14 protein-coding genes are annotated in these 17,216 nt (G+C 66.8%); all 14 read left to right on the top strand.

Going from position 1 to position 17,216, the window contains the following annotated elements; translation table 11 throughout:
• Nucleotides 1–170 precede the first annotated feature (170 nt).
• The 14 genes from AC07OD_RS08875 to AC07OD_RS08810 all read left to right on the top strand — a co-directional run bounded on the left by AC07OD_RS08875 (nucleotide 171) and on the right by AC07OD_RS08810 (nucleotide 17,057).
• Nucleotides 171–911: a TetR/AcrR family transcriptional regulator gene (locus AC07OD_RS08875; RefSeq protein ID WP_218293207.1), complete on the top strand. Its 741-nt coding sequence runs from the start codon at nucleotides 171–173 to the stop codon at nucleotides 909–911.
• A 4-nt stretch (nucleotides 912–915) separates the two neighbouring features.
• Nucleotides 916–2,712 carry an acyl-CoA dehydrogenase C-terminal domain-containing protein gene (locus tag AC07OD_RS08870; protein ID WP_218293208.1) on the top strand — a complete coding sequence of 599 codons (1,797 nt, stop codon included), beginning with the start codon at nucleotides 916–918 and terminating at the stop codon, nucleotides 2,710–2,712.
• 45 nt (nucleotides 2,713–2,757) lie between these two features.
• Nucleotides 2,758–3,195, top strand: a complete 438-nt coding sequence (locus tag AC07OD_RS08865; protein WP_218340494.1) for a DUF2147 domain-containing protein — start codon at nucleotides 2,758–2,760, stop codon at nucleotides 3,193–3,195.
• An 85-nt stretch (nucleotides 3,196–3,280) separates the two neighbouring features.
• A complete protein-coding gene (locus AC07OD_RS08860; protein WP_494596198.1) occupies nucleotides 3,281–5,683 on the top strand; it encodes a 3-hydroxyacyl-CoA dehydrogenase/enoyl-CoA hydratase family protein in 2,403 nt (800 codons plus the stop codon).
• An 11-nt stretch (nucleotides 5,684–5,694) separates the two neighbouring features.
• Nucleotides 5,695–6,204, top strand: coding sequence for a DUF4442 domain-containing protein (locus tag AC07OD_RS08855; RefSeq protein ID WP_492254592.1), 510 nt, complete (start codon nucleotides 5,695–5,697; stop codon nucleotides 6,202–6,204).
• A gap of 15 nt (nucleotides 6,205–6,219) precedes the next feature.
• Nucleotides 6,220–7,419, top strand: a complete 1,200-nt coding sequence (locus tag AC07OD_RS08850; protein WP_492254593.1) for an acetyl-CoA C-acyltransferase — start codon at nucleotides 6,220–6,222, stop codon at nucleotides 7,417–7,419.
• Between the two features lie 291 nt (nucleotides 7,420–7,710).
• Entirely contained in the window at nucleotides 7,711–8,598 is an 888-nt protein-coding gene (locus AC07OD_RS08845; protein ID WP_218293213.1) for an alpha/beta hydrolase family protein, read from the top strand.
• Between the two features lie 27 nt (nucleotides 8,599–8,625).
• Entirely contained in the window at nucleotides 8,626–9,486 is an 861-nt protein-coding gene (locus tag AC07OD_RS08840) for an acyl-CoA thioesterase (protein ID WP_218340493.1), read from the top strand.
• A 72-nt stretch (nucleotides 9,487–9,558) separates the two neighbouring features.
• Nucleotides 9,559–10,335, top strand: coding sequence for an enoyl-CoA hydratase (locus AC07OD_RS08835; protein WP_218293215.1), 777 nt, complete (start codon nucleotides 9,559–9,561; stop codon nucleotides 10,333–10,335).
• Nucleotides 10,336–11,357: 1,022 nt separating this feature from the next.
• Entirely contained in the window at nucleotides 11,358–12,107 is a 750-nt protein-coding gene (locus AC07OD_RS08830; protein ID WP_218293216.1) for a TetR/AcrR family transcriptional regulator, read from the top strand.
• Nucleotides 12,108–12,137: 30 nt separating this feature from the next.
• Nucleotides 12,138–13,079 (top strand): SDR family oxidoreductase, encoded by a 942-nt coding sequence (locus AC07OD_RS08825; RefSeq protein ID WP_218293217.1) that lies wholly within the window; start codon nucleotides 12,138–12,140, stop codon nucleotides 13,077–13,079.
• Nucleotides 13,076–14,689: an acyl-CoA carboxylase subunit beta gene (locus AC07OD_RS08820; protein WP_494596195.1), complete on the top strand. Its 1,614-nt coding sequence runs from the start codon at nucleotides 13,076–13,078 to the stop codon at nucleotides 14,687–14,689. Before AC07OD_RS08825 ends, AC07OD_RS08820 begins: the two co-directional genes overlap by 4 nt.
• A gap of 29 nt (nucleotides 14,690–14,718) precedes the next feature.
• The gene (locus AC07OD_RS08815) at nucleotides 14,719–15,849 is read left to right on the top strand and encodes a DNA alkylation repair protein (RefSeq protein WP_494596193.1); all 1,131 of its coding nucleotides are present in this window, start codon (nucleotides 14,719–14,721) and stop codon (nucleotides 15,847–15,849) included.
• Between the two features lie 38 nt (nucleotides 15,850–15,887).
• On the top strand, nucleotides 15,888–17,057 hold the full coding sequence (locus AC07OD_RS08810) for an acyl-CoA dehydrogenase family protein (protein ID WP_494596191.1): 1,170 nt from the start codon (nucleotides 15,888–15,890) through the stop codon (nucleotides 17,055–17,057).
• The last annotated feature ends 159 nt before the right edge of the window (nucleotides 17,058–17,216 follow it).

Below are 17,216 nucleotides of genomic sequence, written 5' to 3'. Positions count from 1 at the left end.
ACGCTGGCGGTGCCGCCGGCGGGGCCCCGGCACGCTGGAGAGCGGGCCCGCCAGGCGGTGGCGCCGCCGCAACGGGTGATTTGGGGGCCGCTCCCTATTTTTTCCCGGGGTTTTGGCCGGTCGCTGAATTTGCTGCAGAATAGAACGAACGTTCGTTTTTATTTGCCAGCATGTCCGCCACCTCTTCATCCAGCCAGGTCACCCGCATCCCGCGCGCCCGCAGCGGTACCGGCCGCGCCCTGCAAAAGGGCCAGCAAACCAAGGCGGCCATTGTCGAGGCGGCGCTGGGCCTGGCCACGCACATCGGGCTGGAAGGCCTGTCCATCGGGGCGCTGGCCGATGTCACGGGCATGAGCAAGTCGGGCGTGTTCGCCCACTTCGGCTCGCGCGAAGAGCTGCAGATCTCCGTCATCCGCGAATACCACACCCGCTTCGAGCAGGAGGTGTTCTACCCCGCGATGTCCGCGCCGCGCGGCGTAGCGCGCCTGTCGGCCATGTTCGACAACTGGATGAAGCGCACCTCCATCGAAATCGACTCGGGCTGCATCTACATCAGCGGCGCGGTCGAGTTCGACGACCGCACCGGCCCCGTGCGCGACGCGCTGGCCAGCTCGGTGCTGACCTGGCACGCCGCCATGCGCCGCGCCATCGAGCAGTGCAAGGGCCTCGCAGAGCTGCGCGCGGACACCAATGCCGAGCAGATGCTCTTCGAGATCCACGGCCTCATCCTCGCGCTGCATTACGAAGCGCGCTTCCTGCAGACCCCCGGCTCCATGGGCCGGGCCGTGCAGGGCTTTCACAACATCCTGGCGCGCTACAGCGCCGATACGCCGGCCGCCGCCGCGCCAGCCACCCCTGCTGCCGCCAAGCGCCGCAAAGTTTCCAACCAAACCACCACCTCCAAGGAGTAAACCCATGCCTACCTACACGCCGCCCCTGCGCGACATGCAATTCGTCATGCACGAAGTGCTCAAGGTCAGCGATGAATTCAAGGCAATGCCGCCCCACGCCGAGGTGGATGTGGACACCATCAATGCCGTGCTGGAAGAAGCCGGCAAGTTCGCCGCCGAAGTGACCTTCCCGCTCAACATCAGCGGCGATACCGAAGGCTGCGTGCTGGACAAGGCCACGCACGAAGTCAAGCCCCCGTCGGGCTTCAAGGACGCCTACGCCAAGTACGTCGAAGGCGGCTGGGCGGCGCTGTCGTGCGACCCCGCCTATGGCGGCCAGGGTCTGCCCTTCGTGCTGAACCAGTGCCTGTACGAAATGATGAACTCGGCCAACCAGGCGTGGACCATGTACCCCGGCCTGTCGCACGGCGCGTACGAAGCCCTGCACGCCCACGGCACCGACGAGCAAAAGAAGATCTACCTGCCCAAGCTCACCAGCGGCGAGTGGACCGGCACCATGTGCCTGACCGAACCCCATTGCGGCACCGACCTGGGCCTGTTGCGCACCAAGGCCGAACCGCAGGCCGACGGCACCTACAAGATCACCGGCAACAAGATCTTCATCAGCGCCGGCGAGCACGACATGACCGCCAACATCGTGCACCTGGTGCTGGCCCGCCTGCCCGATGCGCCCAAGGGCAGCAAGGGCATCAGCCTCTTCGTCGTGCCCAAGTTCAACGTGAAGGCCGACGGCTCGCTGGGCGAGCGCAACCCCATCTACTGCACGGGCCTGGAGCACAAGATGGGCATCCACGGCAACGCCACCGCGCAGATCGCCATCGACGGCGCCATCGGCACCCTGGTGGGCCAGCCCAACAAAGGCCTGGCCGCCATGTTCGTGATGATGAACGCTGCCCGCCTGGGCGTGGGCAACCAGTCGCTGGGCCTGACCGAAGTGGCTTACCAGAACGCACTGGCCTACGCCAAGGACCGCATCCAGATGCGCAGCCTGTCGGGCGTGAAGGCCAAGGACAAGGATGCCGACCCCATCATCGTGCACCCCGACGTGCGCAAGATGCTGCTCACCGCCAAGGCGTACGCCGAAGGCGGCCGCGCGCTGCAGATCTTCTGCACGCTGCTGCTGGACAAGGTGCACAGCCACCCCGATGAAAAGGTGCGTGCCGAATCCGAAGAGATGGTGGCGCTGCTCACCCCCATCGTGAAGGCCTTCATCACCGACAACGGCCACATCAGCACCAACGCCTGCATGCAGGTCTTCGGCGGCCACGGCTTCATCAAGGAATGGGGCATGGAGCAGTACGTGCGCGACAACCGCATCAACATGATCTACGAAGGCACGAACACCGTGCAGTCGCTGGACCTGCTGGGCCGCAAGATCCTGGGCAACAACGGCGCCACGCTCAAGAAGCTGGGCAAGCTGATCGGCAAGCTGGTGGAAGAAGAAGGCGTGAACGAGAAGATGGCCGAGTTCATCAACCCCGTCGCGATGCTGGGTGACCAGATGACCAAGTTCACCACCGAAATCGGCTTCAAGGGCATGCAGAACCCCGACGAAGTGGGCGCCGCCGCCGTGGACTACCTGCGCGTGGCCGGCCACCTGGTGTTTGGCTACCTGTTCGCCCGCATGGCCCAGGTCGCGCTGCGCGAGATCGCCGCCGGCAACACCGACCCGTTCTACGGCGCCAAGCTGCAGACCGCGCGTTTCTACTTCGCCAAGCTGTTCCCTGAAACGGCGACGCTGATGCGCACGGCCCGTGCCGGCAGCAAGGTGCTGATGGACACCGATCTGGCCCTGGCCTGATCGGTGCATCGTGCGGATTTCAAGCCTTTTTGCCACGGAGCGCTTATGTACAAAGCGGTAGCAGCTATTGTTTTGGTAGCGGGTGCGTTGCCGGCCTGGGCGCAGATGACGCCTGAAGGCCTGTGGCGCAACATCGACGACAAGACCGGCGAGGCCAAGGCGGAGATCCGCATCCGCGACATCGGCGGCGGCGTGCTGCACGGGGCGCTGGAAAAGCGCCTGTCCAAGGACGCCAAGCCCGACGATGTCTGCGACGAATGCTCGGACGACCGCAAGGGCAAGCCCCTCCTGGGGCTGGAGATCATCCGTGGCGCCAAGAAGGCCGAGGGCAAGGAAGTGTGGGAAGGCGGCAAGATCCTCGACCCCGAGAACGGCCGCAACTACACCCTGCGCATGACCCCCATCGACGGCGGCAAGAAGCTCGAAGTGCGGGGCTCCATCGGCCCCTTCGGCCGCTCGCAGACCTGGATCCGCGTCCAGTAAACCCAACGCCCGTGGCCTGCCTGCCCGTCTGCCTGCGCCGTGCCCGGCGCGCGGCGGCGCCAGGCCACCAACAAGGAACCAACCCATGTCCCGATTTCAAGTGAAGAAAGTCGCCGTGCTCGGCGCAGGCGTGATGGGCGCGCAGATTGCCGCCCACCTCGTCAACGTGAAGGTGCCCGTGGTGCTGTTCGACCTGCCCGCCAAGGAAGGCCCGAAGAACGGCATCGTCACCAAGGCCGTCGAAGGCCTCAAGAAGCTCAAGCCCTCGCCCCTGGGCGTGGCCGACGACGCGGCGCTGATCCAGCAGGCCAACTACGAAGAGCACATGCACCTGCTCAAGGAATGCGACCTCGTGATCGAGGCCATTGCCGAGCGCATGGACTGGAAGCTCGACCTCTACACCAAGATCGCGCCCCACGTGGCCAAGCACGCCATCCTGGCGTCCAACACCTCGGGCCTGTCGATCACCAAGCTCTCCGAAGTGCTGCCCGAGAGCATCAAGCCGCGTTTCTGCGGCATCCACTTCTTCAACCCCCCGCGCTACATGACGCTGGTGGAGCTGATCAACACGCCCACCACCCAGCCTGAAGTGCTCGACCAGCTCGAAGCCTTCGTCACCAGCGGCCTGGGCAAGGGCGTGGTGCGTGCGCACGACACGCCCAACTTCGTGGCGAACCGCGTGGGTATCGCGGGCATGCTGGCCACGATGAAGGAGGTCGAGAACTTCGGCCTGACCTTCGACGTGGTGGACGACCTCACGGGCAAGAAGCTCGGCCGCGCATCGAGCGGCACCTTTCGCACCGCCGACGTGGTGGGCCTGGACACCATGGCCCATGTGATCAAGACGCTGCAGGACAACCTGAGCATCGAGACCGACCCCTTCTACGAAAGCTTTGGCACGCCCGCGGTGCTGAAGAAGCTGCTGGAGCTGGGCAACCTGGGCCAGAAGGCCAAGGCCGGTTTCTTCAAGAAGGTCGGCCGCGACGTGATGCGCTTCGAGCTGGACAGCGAAGAGTACGTGCCCGCCGGCCAGAAGGCCGACGAGGTGTACGCCCGCATGCTCAAGAAGCCCGCCGCCGAACGCCTGCGCCTGCTGCGCAACGCCGAAGGCGCGCCCGGCCAGTTCCTCTGGGCCATCCTGCGCAACGGCTTCCACTACGCCGCCGTGCACCTGGGCACCATCGCCGACAACGCGCGCGACGTGGACCAGGCCATGCGCTGGGGCTTCGGCATGAAGCAGGGCCCCTTCGAGCTGTGGCAGGAAGCCGGCTGGCTCGACGTGGCGAAGATGATCCAGGAAGACATCGACGCGGGTAAAGCGCTGTGCAAGGCACCGCTGCCCGAGTGGGTCTTCAAGGGCCCCGTGGCCGAAGCCGGTGGCGTGCACACCGCGCAAGGCTCGTGGAGCGCATCGCAGAACAAGTTCGTGCCGCGCCGCCAGCTGCCCGTGTACGAGCGCCAGATCTTCCCCGAGACGCTGCTGGGCGAGACCAACCTGCCCGACTGGCGCACCGCCGGCACGACCATTGCAGAGTCCAAAGCCCTGCGCACGTGGACGCTGGATGGCCAGGTACTCATCGCCAGCATCAAGAACAAGATGCACGCCATCAGCCCCGAAGTGATGGAAGGCTTGATGGAAGCGTTGGAGCTGGCCGAGGCCGAGTACCAGGGCATGGTCATCTGGTCCGGCGACGCCCCGTTCAGCGTGGGCGCTGACCTGGAAGCCACCATGCCCGCCTTCATGGTCGGCGGCGCCGATGCGGTCGAAAGCATCGAGCAGGAACTGCAGAACCTGATGATGCGCATCCGCTACGCGCAGGTGCCTGTCGTCGCGGCCATCCACGGCATGGCGCTGGGCGGCGGCTGCGAGCTGGCGGTGTATTCCGCCAAGCGCGTGGCCCACATGGAAAGCTACATCGGCCTGGTCGAAGTGGGCGTGGGCCTGGTGCCCGGCGCGGGCGGCCTGACCTACATCGCCCGCCGCGCGGCCGAGAACATGGCGGCATCCACCGGCAAGGACATCCTGCCCTTCCTGACCGAAGGCTTCACCGCCGCCGCGATGGCCAAGGTGGGCACCAGCGCGCTCGAATCGCGCAAGCTCGGCTACCTGCTGGAGTCCGACGTCATCGTCCCGCACAAGGACGAACTGCTGTTCGTGGCCATCAACGAGGCCAGGTCCATGGCCGCCAGCGGCTGGCGCGCGCCGCACAAGCGCCTGTTCCCCGTGGCGGGCCGCAGCGGCCTGGCCACCATCAAGGCGCAGCTGGTGAACATGCGCGACGGCGGCTTCATCAGCGCCTACGACTTCAAGGTCAGCACCATGATCGCCGAGGTGGTCTGTGGCGGCGATGTGGATGCGGGTGCGATGGTGAGCGAGGAATATTTGCTCACGCTGGAGCGCAAGGTGTTCTGCCACCTGATCGCCCAGCCCAAGACGCACGAGCGCATCCTGGGCATGCTCTCCACGGGCAAGCCTGTTCGCAACTGACCGGCATCACCATGACGAGCCAAGCCCCCAACAAACTCCAGCGCTCGCTGATGCGCCTGGACGAGGCCCCCGCCTTCCTGCGCGGCTTCGTGCAGAACATCATCTTGCGCCGGGCCGTGCCTTTCACCGGCACGGCCGGGGTGAAGTTCGTGTCGCTCACGCCCGAGCGTGTGGAAGTGCGCCTGCCCAATGAGCACCGCGTGCAGAACCACATCGGCGGCGTGCACGCCTCGGCCATGAACCTGTTGGCCGAGACGGCCACCGGCATGGTGGTGGGCATGAACGTGCGCGATGACTGCATACCGCTGGCCAAGGAGCTCTCCATGGCGTTCAAGAAGCGCGCCACGGGTGGCTTGAAGGCCGTGGCCACGCTCACCGCCGAGCAGCGCGCCGCCATGTTGGCCAGCGACAAGGGCGAGGTGCAGGTCACCGTCACCGTGACCGACGAAGCCGGCGTGGAGCCGGTCGAATGTGTATTTACGTGGGCCTGGATTCCTTCCAGCCGCCCCGCCAAGCATTGAAGGAGTTTCAACACCATGGCTCAAAAACAAGTCCAGGACGCCTACATCGTTGCCGCCACGCGCACGCCCATCGGGCGCTCGGGCCGCGGCTATTTCAAGAACACCCGCCCCGATGACCTGCTGGTCGCCGCCATCAAGAGCGCCATGCTGCAGGTCCCCACGCTGGACCCCAAGGCGATCGAGGACGCCATCATCGGCTGCTCCTTCCCCGAGGGTGAGCAGGGCATGAACATGGCACGCATTGCCGTGGGCCTGGCGTTCGACCACCCCGTGGGCGGCGTGACCGTGAACCGCTTTTGCGCATCGGGCATCACCGCGCTGCAGATGGCCGCCGACCGCATCCGCGTGGGCGAGGCCGACGTGCTGATCGCCGGCGGCGCCGAGTCCATGAGTCTCGTGCCCATGGGCGGCAACAAGCCATCGTTCAACGCAGAGATCTTCGCGCGCGACGAGAACGTGGGCATCGCCTACGGCATGGGCCTCACGGCCGAGAAGGTCGCGCAGCAGTGGAAGATCAGCCGCGAGGCGCAGGACGCCTTCGCGCTCGAATCGCACCTGCGCGCCATCAAGGCGCAGAAGGCCGGTGAGTTCAGCGACGAAATCACGCCCTTCGAGGTCGTGGAGCGTTCGCCCAACCTCGCTACCGGCGAAGTGGTGGAAAAGCGCCGCACCGTGAACCTGGACGAAGGCCCTCGGCCCGACACGTCCCTCGAAGGTCTGGCCAAGCTCAAGCCCGTGTTCGCCGCGCGCGGCAGCGTCACGGCGGGCAACAGCTCGCAGACCAGCGATGGCGCCGGTGCGCTGATCGTGGCCAGCGAAAAGGCAGTGAAGCAATTCGGCCTGACGCCCCTGGCCCGCTTTGTGAGCTACGCAGCGCGTGGCGTGCCGCCGGAGATCATGGGCATTGGTCCCATCGAGGCGATTCCTGCGGCGCTGCGGTATGCAGGCCTGAAGCACGAAGACATCGGCTGGTTCGAGCTGAACGAAGCCTTTGCCGCGCAGTCGCTTGCCGTGATCAATACGCTGGGGCTGGACCCGAGCCGGGTGAACCCGATGGGCGGCGCGATCGCACTGGGACACCCGCTGGGCGCCACGGGTGCGATCCGGGCGGCGACGGTGGTGCATGCGCTGCGCCGGCACAAGCTGAAGTACGGCATGGTCACCATGTGCGTAGGTACCGGCCAAGGTGCAGCTGGAATTATTGAAGCGTTGTAACTGGCTACTGCGCGGGTCATCTGCGTCGTCGGGCGGTGCTCGCCATCCTCACGTACCTTGAGTACGTTCCGGTGGCTCCGCTCCGTCCGCCTAGCAGCTGATCCCGCTCGCTGCGCCCTGGAAGGTGGGGTGTGAAGGCAGGGGAACCGGGGCAGGTATTTGGATGGTCTCGTCCCGACCCTTACCCGACCCCGCCCGTTCGGGCTGAGCCTGTCGAAGCCAGGGTTCTGCCCTCAGCGATAGTTTTCTTTTCAAGCCGGCGCAGATCGGTTTCGAACCAAGGAGACAGACATGGACAAGCAAACTTTGCAGGTCAACGGGGCAGTGTCATTGGCGCTGCGTGTCTACCAACCCGAGGGCGCTCCGCGCGCCAGTGTCGTGATCGGCGGCGCGATGGGGGTGCGGCAGTCGTTCTACGAGGCCTTTGCGCTGTGGATGGCGCAGCAAGGGTTTCGGGTCACCACGTTCGACTACCGGGGCCATGGCGATTCGTTGCAGGGCGCCATGCGCGATGTGAAGGCGGATCTGTTCGACTGGGCGCAGGACTACGAGGCGGTGATCACAGCCGCCAAGGCCGCGCTGCCGTCGCAGCCGCTGTACTTGCTGGGCCACAGCCTGGGGGCGCAGTTGCCGGGCCTGTTGAAAAAGCCCGAGCAGGTGGATGGCTTGCTGAGCGTGGCCGCGGGCAGCGGCTACTGGCGCGACAACGCGCCGCAGCTCAAGCGCATCGTTCCGTATTTCTGGTGGGTGCTGGTGCCGCTGGCCACGCGGCTGTGCGGGTACTTTCCGGGGCGCACGCTCAAGAAGGTGGGCGACCTGCCTGCGGGCGTGATCCTGCAGTGGCGCCGCTGGTGCCTGCACCCGGCCTACAGCGTGGGGGCCGAGGGGCCTGCCGTGGCGCAGAGCTACGGCGCGGTGCGTTTTCCGGTGCTGGCCTTGTCGATGGCCGACGACGAGCTGATGACCTTGCGGGGCACGCACAACCTGGTGAATCTGTACGCCAACACCGAGCGCCGCGTGGAGAGCATCACGCCGGCCGATCTGCAGGTGCGCCGCATCGGGCACTTCGGTTTCTTTCGCGACCAGTTTCGCCAGAGCCTGTGGCCGCGCGCGGCGGCTGCGCTGGCCGCCCTGGGTGGCGGCGTGCACCACGGCGAAGTCTCCGGTACGACGGCCTGAGCGGTCGTTTCGCGGCACACTCGCAGCATGACTTCCTCTTCATCCACTTCTTCGTCCTCCGCAGCCCACCCGCTGGACGAGGCGCTGCAACTGACGGCCTCGTCCGCTCCGACCGGCCAGTACGAAGGGCAAACCCACCCCGGCTACTGGAACATGGTGGGCCCGTTTGGTGGCATCACCGCCGCCACGCTGCTACAGGCCATCCTGCAGCACCCTGACCGGCTCGGCGACCCGTTGTCGCTCACCGTCAACTACGCGGGCGCACTGACAGCCGGTGTGTTCACCGTGCAGGCAACGCCCGTGCGCACCAACCGCTCTACCCAGCACTGGACGCTGTCGATCCTGCAGGCCGGTGCTGACGGCGCGCAGGTGGTCACCACCACCGCCACGGCCGTCACGGCGGTGCGCCGCGAGACCTGGAGCGTGGGCGATGTGCCCATGCCCGAGGTGCCTCCCCCCGCGGAGCACAAGGCCATCGTCGCGCCCAAGGGGGCGGTGGAATGGCTCAGCCGCTATGAGATGCGCCCCATCGCGGGATTCATCCCGCGCACCTGGGACGGCAGCGGCGACCACAGCCTCACGCAGCTGTGGATGCGCGACGCGCCGCCGCGCCCGCTCGACTTCACCTCGCTGGCGGCACTGGCCGACGTGTTCTTCCCCCGCGTGTGGCTGCGCCGTGCGCGCCAGGTGCCTGCGGGCACGGTGTCCATCACCGTGTACTTCCATGCCACGGCAGAGCAGTTGCAGGCCACGGGCTCCGGCTACCTGCTCGGCCAGGCGCGCGGGCAGGAGTTTCGCAACGGTTTCTTCGACCAGACCGTGCAGCTGTGGAACGAGGCTGGCACCATGCTGGCCACGAGCCACCAGATCGTCTACTACAAGGAATAGGAAGTCGGCCTGTTGCTCTGCACCGTGCATTCCTCCCGTCCTCATCCATCCGACCCCGGAACCTTCACCACCATGACCGACGCCACCCAAGACATCCTCGTCCACACCGAAGCCGGTGTGGCCACCATCACCTTCAACCGTGTGGACAAGAAGAACTCCATCACCACCACCATGTATGCCGCCATGGCCGATGCCCTGGCCGCTGCCGAGGCCGATGCCAGCGTGCGCGTGGTGGTGTTCCAGGGCGACGTGGCGATCTTCAGCGCGGGCAATGACATCGGCGACTTTTTGAAGCAGCCGCCCGCCACGCAGGATTCGCCCGTGTTCCGCTTCCTGCACGGCATCGCGGCCTTTCCCAAGCCCATCATCGCCTCGGTGTGTGGCCCCGCCGTGGGCATCGGCACGACCATGCTGTTCCATTGCGACCTGGTCTATGCGGGCGACAACGCGGCGTTCTCCATGCCCTTCGTGAACCTGGGGCTGTGCCCCGAGGCCGCATCGAGCCTGCTGGTGCCGCAGATGCTGGGCTATCACCGCGCGGCCGAGGCGCTGCTGCTGGGCGAGCCCTTCATGGCCGAGGCCGCCCTGGAGGTGGGCCTGGTCAACCGCGTGGTGCCGCCGACCGAGTGCAATGGCGTGGCGCAGGCGCAGGCGCGCAAGCTGGCGGCCAAGCCGCTGTCGGCGCTGATCGAGACCAAGCGGCTGATGAAGGGGGGGCAGACGGGGAAGGTGCTGGCGGTGATGGCGGAAGAGGGCGCGAGCTTTGGTCGCATGCTGCGCGAGCCGGCAGCGCGGGAAGCGTTCTCGGCGTTTATGGAAAAGAGAAAGCCAGATTTCAGCAAGAGCTGAAATCTGGCCGCCGCGATAGCGGTGCAGACCGCGTAGCGGGCTGAACGATCTTTTGGTAAAAGCGCCGACTGGATTTCGGCGCACTCTGGGTCCCCGGTTCGTGGTCATTTTGGCTGCTAGAGCTTTTCTATCAAGCGCTAGCAGCTATCGTTTTTATAGTTATCGAGTTTCTGCCTACCGTTCGGGCTGAGCCCATCGATGCCAGGGCGTGCTGGTTTGAAAAGCATGCTTGGTTTGAGGGCAGAGGCCGGGAGTCGCCCGGCATGCGAGTAACTTTCTTTCGCGTCGCCAAGAGAAAGTCACCAAAGAAAGGGCGCCCCCCAGTCTGCGACCCCTTCGCAGTGCGAAGGGGCCACCTGCGTCGGGGCGGTTGCTGGGTGCGCCTTGGAACTCGCTTTGCTGCTGCGCAGCGCCGCTCGGACAACCACGGCGAGTCAGAGCACGAGGCATGGGCGCTGCGACGCCCATGCTCACCCCGCAACCGCCCCGCCGCAGGCGCAGCCAGCAGGGGGGGTGGACCGCCAAACATCCAGACAGCCGAATAGCCACACGGGCCTTTGCTTCGCTCGGCCCCATCTCGCGGGCGCAAGCGCCAAGCGCCACGCGCTGCGCAGGCTGGGCCGAGCGCAGCGACGGCCCGAATGGATGTCCGGCTGCGGGTTCCCTTCTGGATGCGCCAACGGCGCGCAGCGAGTTCTGCGGTGCACCCCGTGACCGAGCACCCCAGGTTGCCCCGTAGCGCAGCGAAGGGGTCGCAGACGGCAGGGTCGCCTTCTCCTTGGTGACTTTCTCTTGGCGACCCAAGAGAAAGTTACTGCGCCGCCGGGCGCACACCCCGGCCTCCGCCCTTCGTTCAGGCACGCTGCATACTATAAAAACAATAGCTTCTAGCGCTTGATGGATAAGCGCTAAAGGCAAAAAAACATCCAAAATCCCGCCAGGCAAAACAACCCGCAATCGCAGCACCTATTTTTACCAAGCACTTGCTTGCTAAAAATAAACAGTTTTGCTATCGTGCCTGCATGGACTCACCCGTGCCGCGCGCCCGCGCCATCACCCCCCCGCAAAAGAAAACCCCGGCCCGCCCCCGTGGCAAGGCCGCAGCGTCCCTCGTCGCCAACCCCATCCCCACAGAAACCACGGCAGCCGAAGACCCCCCACGCCGCCCCCGCGGCCGCCCGCGCAAGACCGCCGAAGAACTCGACGACGGCAACCGCCGCCGCAAGCTCATGGACGGCGCCGCCAAACTGTTCCGCACGCAGGGCTTCGCGGCCACCAGCACGCGCGATATTGCCGCCGCCGCAGGCATGCACAGCGGCTCGCCCTTCTACCACTTCGAAAGCAAAAGCGCGCTGCTTTACGCCGTGATGAGCGAGGGCATGACCATGGCCACGCAGAGCCAGCAGCAGGCGCTGGAGGCCCTGCCTGCTGGCGCAGCGCCACGCGCGCAGCTGCGCACGCTGATCCGCCACCACTTCGAGATCCTGCTCGGCCCGCGCAGCAGCTTCATCCCGGTGATGCTCTACGAATGGCGCTCGCTCACGCCCGCGCAGCGCAAGGGCATTGCGCGCATCAAGGACAGCTACGAGGCCGCGTGGATGCCCGCGCTCGATGCCCTCGCGCAGCAGGGCGCGCTGCAGGCAAATCCTGGCGTGGCGCGGCTGTTCATCTTTGGCGCGCTCAACTGGGCCGTGCAGTGGTTCTCGCCCAAGAAGGGCAAGTCGCTCGATGCGCTGACCGACGAGGCCCTGGCCCTTTTCATCCGCGCATAAACAAAAAAATACAAAAAAGGCTGGACCACCATGGCCCCCACGGTTCCGAGTGTTTATCAGTCTGTGTTTGCCCCGGGCCTGTTCGCCGGCCAGGTGGTCGTCGTCACGGGCGGCGGCTCGGGCATCGGCCGCTGCACCGCGCACGAGCTGGCGCGCCTGGGCGCGCAGGTGGTGCTGGTGGGCCGCAAGCCAGAGAAGCTGCAGGCCGTAGCCGATGAGATCGCCGTGGATGGCGGCGCAGCGTCCTGGCACGCGTGCGACATCCGCTCCGAAGACGCGGTGGTGGTGCTGGTGCAGCAGGTGCTGGCCGCGCACGGGCGCATCGATGGACTGGTGAACAACGCGGGCGGGCAGTTCATGTCGCCGCTCGAATCCATCAGCGCCAGGGGCTGGGAGGCGGTGCTGCACACCAACCTCACCGGCGGCTTCCTGGTGGCGCGCGAGTGCTACCGGCAGTGGATGGCGTCGAACGGCGGCTCAGTAGTCAACATCGTGGCCGACATGTGGGGCTCCATGCCCGGCATGGGGCACAGCGGCGCGGCGCGCGCGGGCATGGTCAGCTTCACCGAAACCGCCGCGCTCGAATGGGCCTGCAGCGGCGTGCGCGTGAATGCCGTCGCGCCGGGCTACATCGCATCGAGCGGCATGGACAACTACCCGCCCGCCGCCGCGCACACGCTGCGCGCCATGCCGCAGACCGTGCCGCTGGGCCGCTTCGGCAACGAGGCCGAGGTGTCGGCGGCCATCGTCTTCCTGCTCAGCCCGGCCGCCAGCTTCATCAGCGGCAGCACGCTGCGTGTGGACGGCGCACGGCCGCAGGTGCGCCTGGGTTGGCCGCTGCGCGTGCCCGATGCCGCCACGCAGCAGCGCGCCGCCGTGAAGCCCTACGGGGGCTTTCACCGCGCACAGGTGCCGCGGGTGTTTGCGGCGTCTGCCGAGCAGGCTTCCAGTGCGTCCAAGGACTCTGAATGACCTCCGCCTTTGCTTCGCGCTTTCACTCCGGCGCACCCGATGCGCAACAGCGCCGCGCTGCCCTGGCCGCGCGCCTCGATGCCCTGCGCGCATTGGAAGAGCGTGCCGCCGCCGCCTCGGCCCGGTCGCTCCCCCAGTTCGACAAACGCGGCCAGCTGCTGCCGCGCCAGCGCGTGGCGCTGCTGCTGGATGCGGGCGCGCCCTGGCTGCCGCTGTGCACCCTGGCGGGCTACCTGCAGGATGTGAAGGACCCGGCAAAGTCCGTGCCCGGCGGCGGGATGATCGCCGGCATCGGGTTGGTCAGCGGCGTGCGCTGCATGGTGGTGGCCAGCGACTCCGGCATCGAGGCGGGGGCCATCCAGCCCATGGGCCTGGAAAAGATTCTGCGCGTGCAGGAGATCGCGCTGCGCGAGCGCCTGCCCTTCGTGCACCTGGTCGAGAGTGCGGGCGCCAACCTCATGCGCTACCGGGTCGAAGGCTTCGTGCACGGCGGCACACTGTTCCGCAACCTCGCGCGGCTGTCGGCGGCGGGCATTCCGGTGATCACCGTGCAGCACGGCTCGGGCACGGCGGGCGGGGCCTACATGCCGGGGCTGTCGGACGTGGTCATCATGGTGCAGGGCCGCTCGCGCGCCTTTCTGGCCGGGCCACCGCTGCTCATGGCTGCGACGGGCGAGATCGCGACGGAAGAAGAACTGGGCGGCGCCGAGATGCACACCGCCGTCTCGGGCCTGGGCGAATACCTGGCGCTGGACGACCGCGAGGCCATCGGCATGGCGCGCGACGTGATCGCGCAGACCGGCTGGGCCGCGCTGCCGCGCGCCGCAGCACCTGCGCCCAGACTGCCGGCCGACGACCTGCTGGCGCTGATGCCCGCCGACCTGCGCCAGCCCGTGGACATGCGCGAGGTGATTGCGCGGCTGGTGGATGGGTCTGAGCTGCTCGAGTTCAAGGCGCGCTACGGCATGGCCACCCTGTGCGCCCAGGGCCGCATTGGCGGCCACGCGGTGGGCTTCATCAGCAACAACGGCCCCATCGACGTGGCGGGCGCGAACAAGGCCACGCACTTCATCCAGTGGATGTGCCAGCTGGGCCACCCCATCATCTACCTGCAGAACACTACCGGCTACATGGTGGGCAAGGACAGCGAGCAGGGCGGCATGATCAAGCACGGCAGCAAGATGATCCAGGCCGTGACCAACGCCACCGTGCCGCAGATCACCATCCAGTGCGGCGCCAGCTTTGGCGCGGGCAACTACGGCATGTGCGGGCGGGGCTATGCGCCGCGTTTCCTGTTCAGCTGGCCCGGCGCCAAGACGGCGGTGATGGGCGGCGAGCAGGCTGCGCGCACCATGCAGATCGTGACCGAGGCGGCGCTCGCGCGCAAAGGCATCACGCCCGACCCGGCCGAGTCGCAAGCCCAGTTCGACAAGATCGTCGCCATGTTCGAGGCCCAGGCCGATGCGTTTTACACCAGCGGTTTGCTGCTGGACGACGGCGTGATCGACCCGCGCGACACGCGGGCCGTGCTGGCGTTTTGCCTGGACACCTGCGCCGAGGCACAGGCCCGCACGCTGCGGCCCCTGAGCTTTGGCGTGGCGCGGATGTAAGAGCCACGCCAAAGCACGCAATCACCACGATGGCCGAGTCTCTCAAACACCTGCTCAACGACACCGTGCCGCCGCGCATCGCGGCCATGGTGCGGCGCACGTGGCGCAAGTTCGATACCACCGCGTTTCTGCAGCAAGTAGAGCCCGGCTACGAATCGCTGGAGCTGATGGCACGCGGCCAGCGCATCGCGCAGTCCCTGCAGGCGCACCTGCCGCAAGACATACCACGCGCGCTGGCCGTGCTGGTCGATTCGATGGACCCACCCATGGGCCTCGATGCCGCTGGCGAACCCGACGCGGGCGACCGGCCCTACAGCGCCTTCCTGTACCTGCCGCACAGCATCTACATCGGCACACACGGCCTGCCGCATTTCGAGGCGGCCATGGCCGCGCAGCACGCGCTCACCCAGCGCTTTACCGCAGAGTTCTGCATCCGCCCCTACCTGCTGCACCACCAGGGCGCCACGCTCGCGCGGCTGCGCGACTGGGCGCACGACGGCAACGCCCATGTGCGCCGTCTGGTGAGCGAAGGCACGCGGCCCCGCCTGCCCTGGGCGCCGCGTTTGCCTGCATTCCAGAACAACCCGCAACTGGCCCTGCCGTTGCTCGATGCGCTCAAGGACGACCCGTCGTCCTATGTGCGCCGCTCGGTGGCCAACCACCTGGGCGACATCGCCAAGGACCACCCCGACCTGGCCGTGGGCACCGCCCGCACCTGGCTGCAGGGCGCATCCGCCCCGCGTGAAGCCCTGGTGCGCCACGGCCTGCGTTTTCTCATCAAGCGCGGCGAGGCTGGTGCGCTCGATGCCCTGGGCGTGGGGCATGCCGTGGCGTTGGACGTGCGGGCCGCGCGCGTGCTGCCTGCCAGCGCACGCATCGGAGACAAGGTGCGCATCGAGGCCGAGCTGCACAACCCCACGCCACGGCCCCAGCGCGTGCTGGCCGACCTGAAGGTGCACTACGTCAAGGCCCACGGCGGTGCCGCGCCCAAGGTGTTCAAGCTGCAAACGCTGGACATAGCGCCTGGCGCCACGGTGGCCGTGGGCAAGACGCTGTCGCTGCAGCAGATGACCACGCGCACCCACTACCCCGGCGCGCACCAGGTGGAACTGGTACTCAACGGGCGGCCGCAGCCGCTGGGGCAGTTCCAGTTGTCGTGATCGAGATCCACACAAACAAAACACCGGAGACAAACACCATGCAGTTCACGCACGAGCACCGCGAGATCCAGAAGACCCTCAAGCGCTTCATCGACGAAGAGATCAACCCCCACGTGGACGAGTGGGAGGCGGCCGAGATCTTCCCCGCGCACGAGGTCTTCAAGAAGATGGGCAACCTGGGCCTGCTGGGCCTGTGCAAGCCCGAGGAATACGGCGGGCAGGGCCTGGACTATTCGTACAGCCTGGCCATGGCCGAGACGCTGGGCCACATCCATTGCGGCGGCGTGCCCATGGCCATTGGCGTGCAGACCGACATGTGCACCCCGGCGCTCGCGCGCTACGGCAGCGAAGAACTCAAGCGCCAGTTTCTCGCCCCGGCCATCGCGGGCGACATGGTGGGCTGCATCGGCGTGAGCGAGCCGGCGGCGGGCAGCGATGTGTCGGGGATCAAGAGCGTGGCCCGCAAGGACGGCGACGACTACGTGATCACCGGCCAGAAGATGTGGATCACCAACAGCCTGCAGGCCGACTGGATGTGCATGCTGGTCAACACGGGCGAAGGCCCCGTGCACAAGAACAAGAGCCTGGTGATGGTGCCCCTGCGCGATGGCCCCGGCGGCAAGCTCACCAAGGGCATCGAGGTGGCGCAAAAGATCCGCAAGATCGGCATGCACAGCAGCGACACCGGCCTGATCTACTTTGACGAGGTGCGTGTGCCGCAGCGCTACCGCATCGGCGCCGAAGGCCAGGGCTTTGTCTACCAGATGCAGCAGTTCCAGGAGGAGCGCCTGTGGTGTGCCGCCAGCACGCTCGAATCGCTGAACCACTGCATCCAGTGGACCATCGACTATGCGCAGGAGCGCAAGCTGTTTGGCAGCACGCTGGCCGACCAGCAGTGGGTGCAGTTCAAGCTGGCCGAACTCAAGACAGAAGTCGAGGCTCTGCGCGCACTCACTTACCGCGCCTGCGACCTGTATGTGAACGGGCAGGACGTGCTGGAACTGGCCAGCATGGCCAAGCTCAAGGCCGGCCGCCTGAACCGCGAGGTGCCCGACACCTGCCTGCAGTTCTGGGGGGGCATGGGCTTTACGCTGGAGAACAAGGTCTCGCGCATGTACCGCGACGGGCGGCTGGCGTCGATTGGCGGCGGTGCGGACGAGGTGATGCTGGGCATCCTCGCCAAGCTCATGGGCATCGCCAAGAGATGAGCAACACCCCCCTGAGCGACTTCGTCGCTTCCCCCCGCTCTCGCATTGCTGCGCAATGCGGGCAGGGGGACGCAGCCCTCGCTGCGGGGCGGCCCTTGCTCGGCTGCCCTGGCACTGGGCCGCGCCAGTTTCGTATGTCGTGCGTAGCGCGCAGCACGG

This window comes from Acidovorax sp. GW821-FHT10E03, from assembly GCF_059415205.1.
Note: the sequence above shows the minus strand (reverse complement) of the source record. Positions and strands in the feature narration are given on the sequence as shown.

Excerpts from the sequence above, each read along its gene's own strand:
- AC07OD_RS08875 (WP_218293207.1), top strand. The coding sequence starts at position 171 with ATGTCCGCCACCTCTTCATCCAGCCAGGTCACCCGCATCCCGCGCGCC.
- AC07OD_RS08870 (WP_218293208.1), top strand. The coding sequence starts at position 916 with ATGCCTACCTACACGCCGCCCCTGCGCGACATGCAATTCGTCATGCAC.
- AC07OD_RS08865 (WP_218340494.1), top strand. The coding sequence starts at position 2,758 with ATGTACAAAGCGGTAGCAGCTATTGTTTTGGTAGCGGGTGCGTTGCCG.
- AC07OD_RS08860 (WP_494596198.1), top strand. The coding sequence starts at position 3,281 with ATGTCCCGATTTCAAGTGAAGAAAGTCGCCGTGCTCGGCGCAGGCGTG.
- AC07OD_RS08855 (WP_492254592.1), top strand. The coding sequence starts at position 5,695 with ATGACGAGCCAAGCCCCCAACAAACTCCAGCGCTCGCTGATGCGCCTG.
- AC07OD_RS08850 (WP_492254593.1), top strand. The coding sequence starts at position 6,220 with ATGGCTCAAAAACAAGTCCAGGACGCCTACATCGTTGCCGCCACGCGC.
- AC07OD_RS08845 (WP_218293213.1), top strand. The coding sequence starts at position 7,711 with ATGGACAAGCAAACTTTGCAGGTCAACGGGGCAGTGTCATTGGCGCTG.
- AC07OD_RS08840 (WP_218340493.1), top strand. The coding sequence starts at position 8,626 with ATGACTTCCTCTTCATCCACTTCTTCGTCCTCCGCAGCCCACCCGCTG.
- AC07OD_RS08835 (WP_218293215.1), top strand. The coding sequence starts at position 9,559 with ATGACCGACGCCACCCAAGACATCCTCGTCCACACCGAAGCCGGTGTG.
- AC07OD_RS08830 (WP_218293216.1), top strand. The coding sequence starts at position 11,358 with ATGGACTCACCCGTGCCGCGCGCCCGCGCCATCACCCCCCCGCAAAAG.
- AC07OD_RS08825 (WP_218293217.1), top strand. The coding sequence starts at position 12,138 with ATGGCCCCCACGGTTCCGAGTGTTTATCAGTCTGTGTTTGCCCCGGGC.
- AC07OD_RS08820 (WP_494596195.1), top strand. The coding sequence starts at position 13,076 with ATGACCTCCGCCTTTGCTTCGCGCTTTCACTCCGGCGCACCCGATGCG.
- AC07OD_RS08815 (WP_494596193.1), top strand. The coding sequence starts at position 14,719 with ATGGCCGAGTCTCTCAAACACCTGCTCAACGACACCGTGCCGCCGCGC.
- AC07OD_RS08810 (WP_494596191.1), top strand. The coding sequence starts at position 15,888 with ATGCAGTTCACGCACGAGCACCGCGAGATCCAGAAGACCCTCAAGCGC.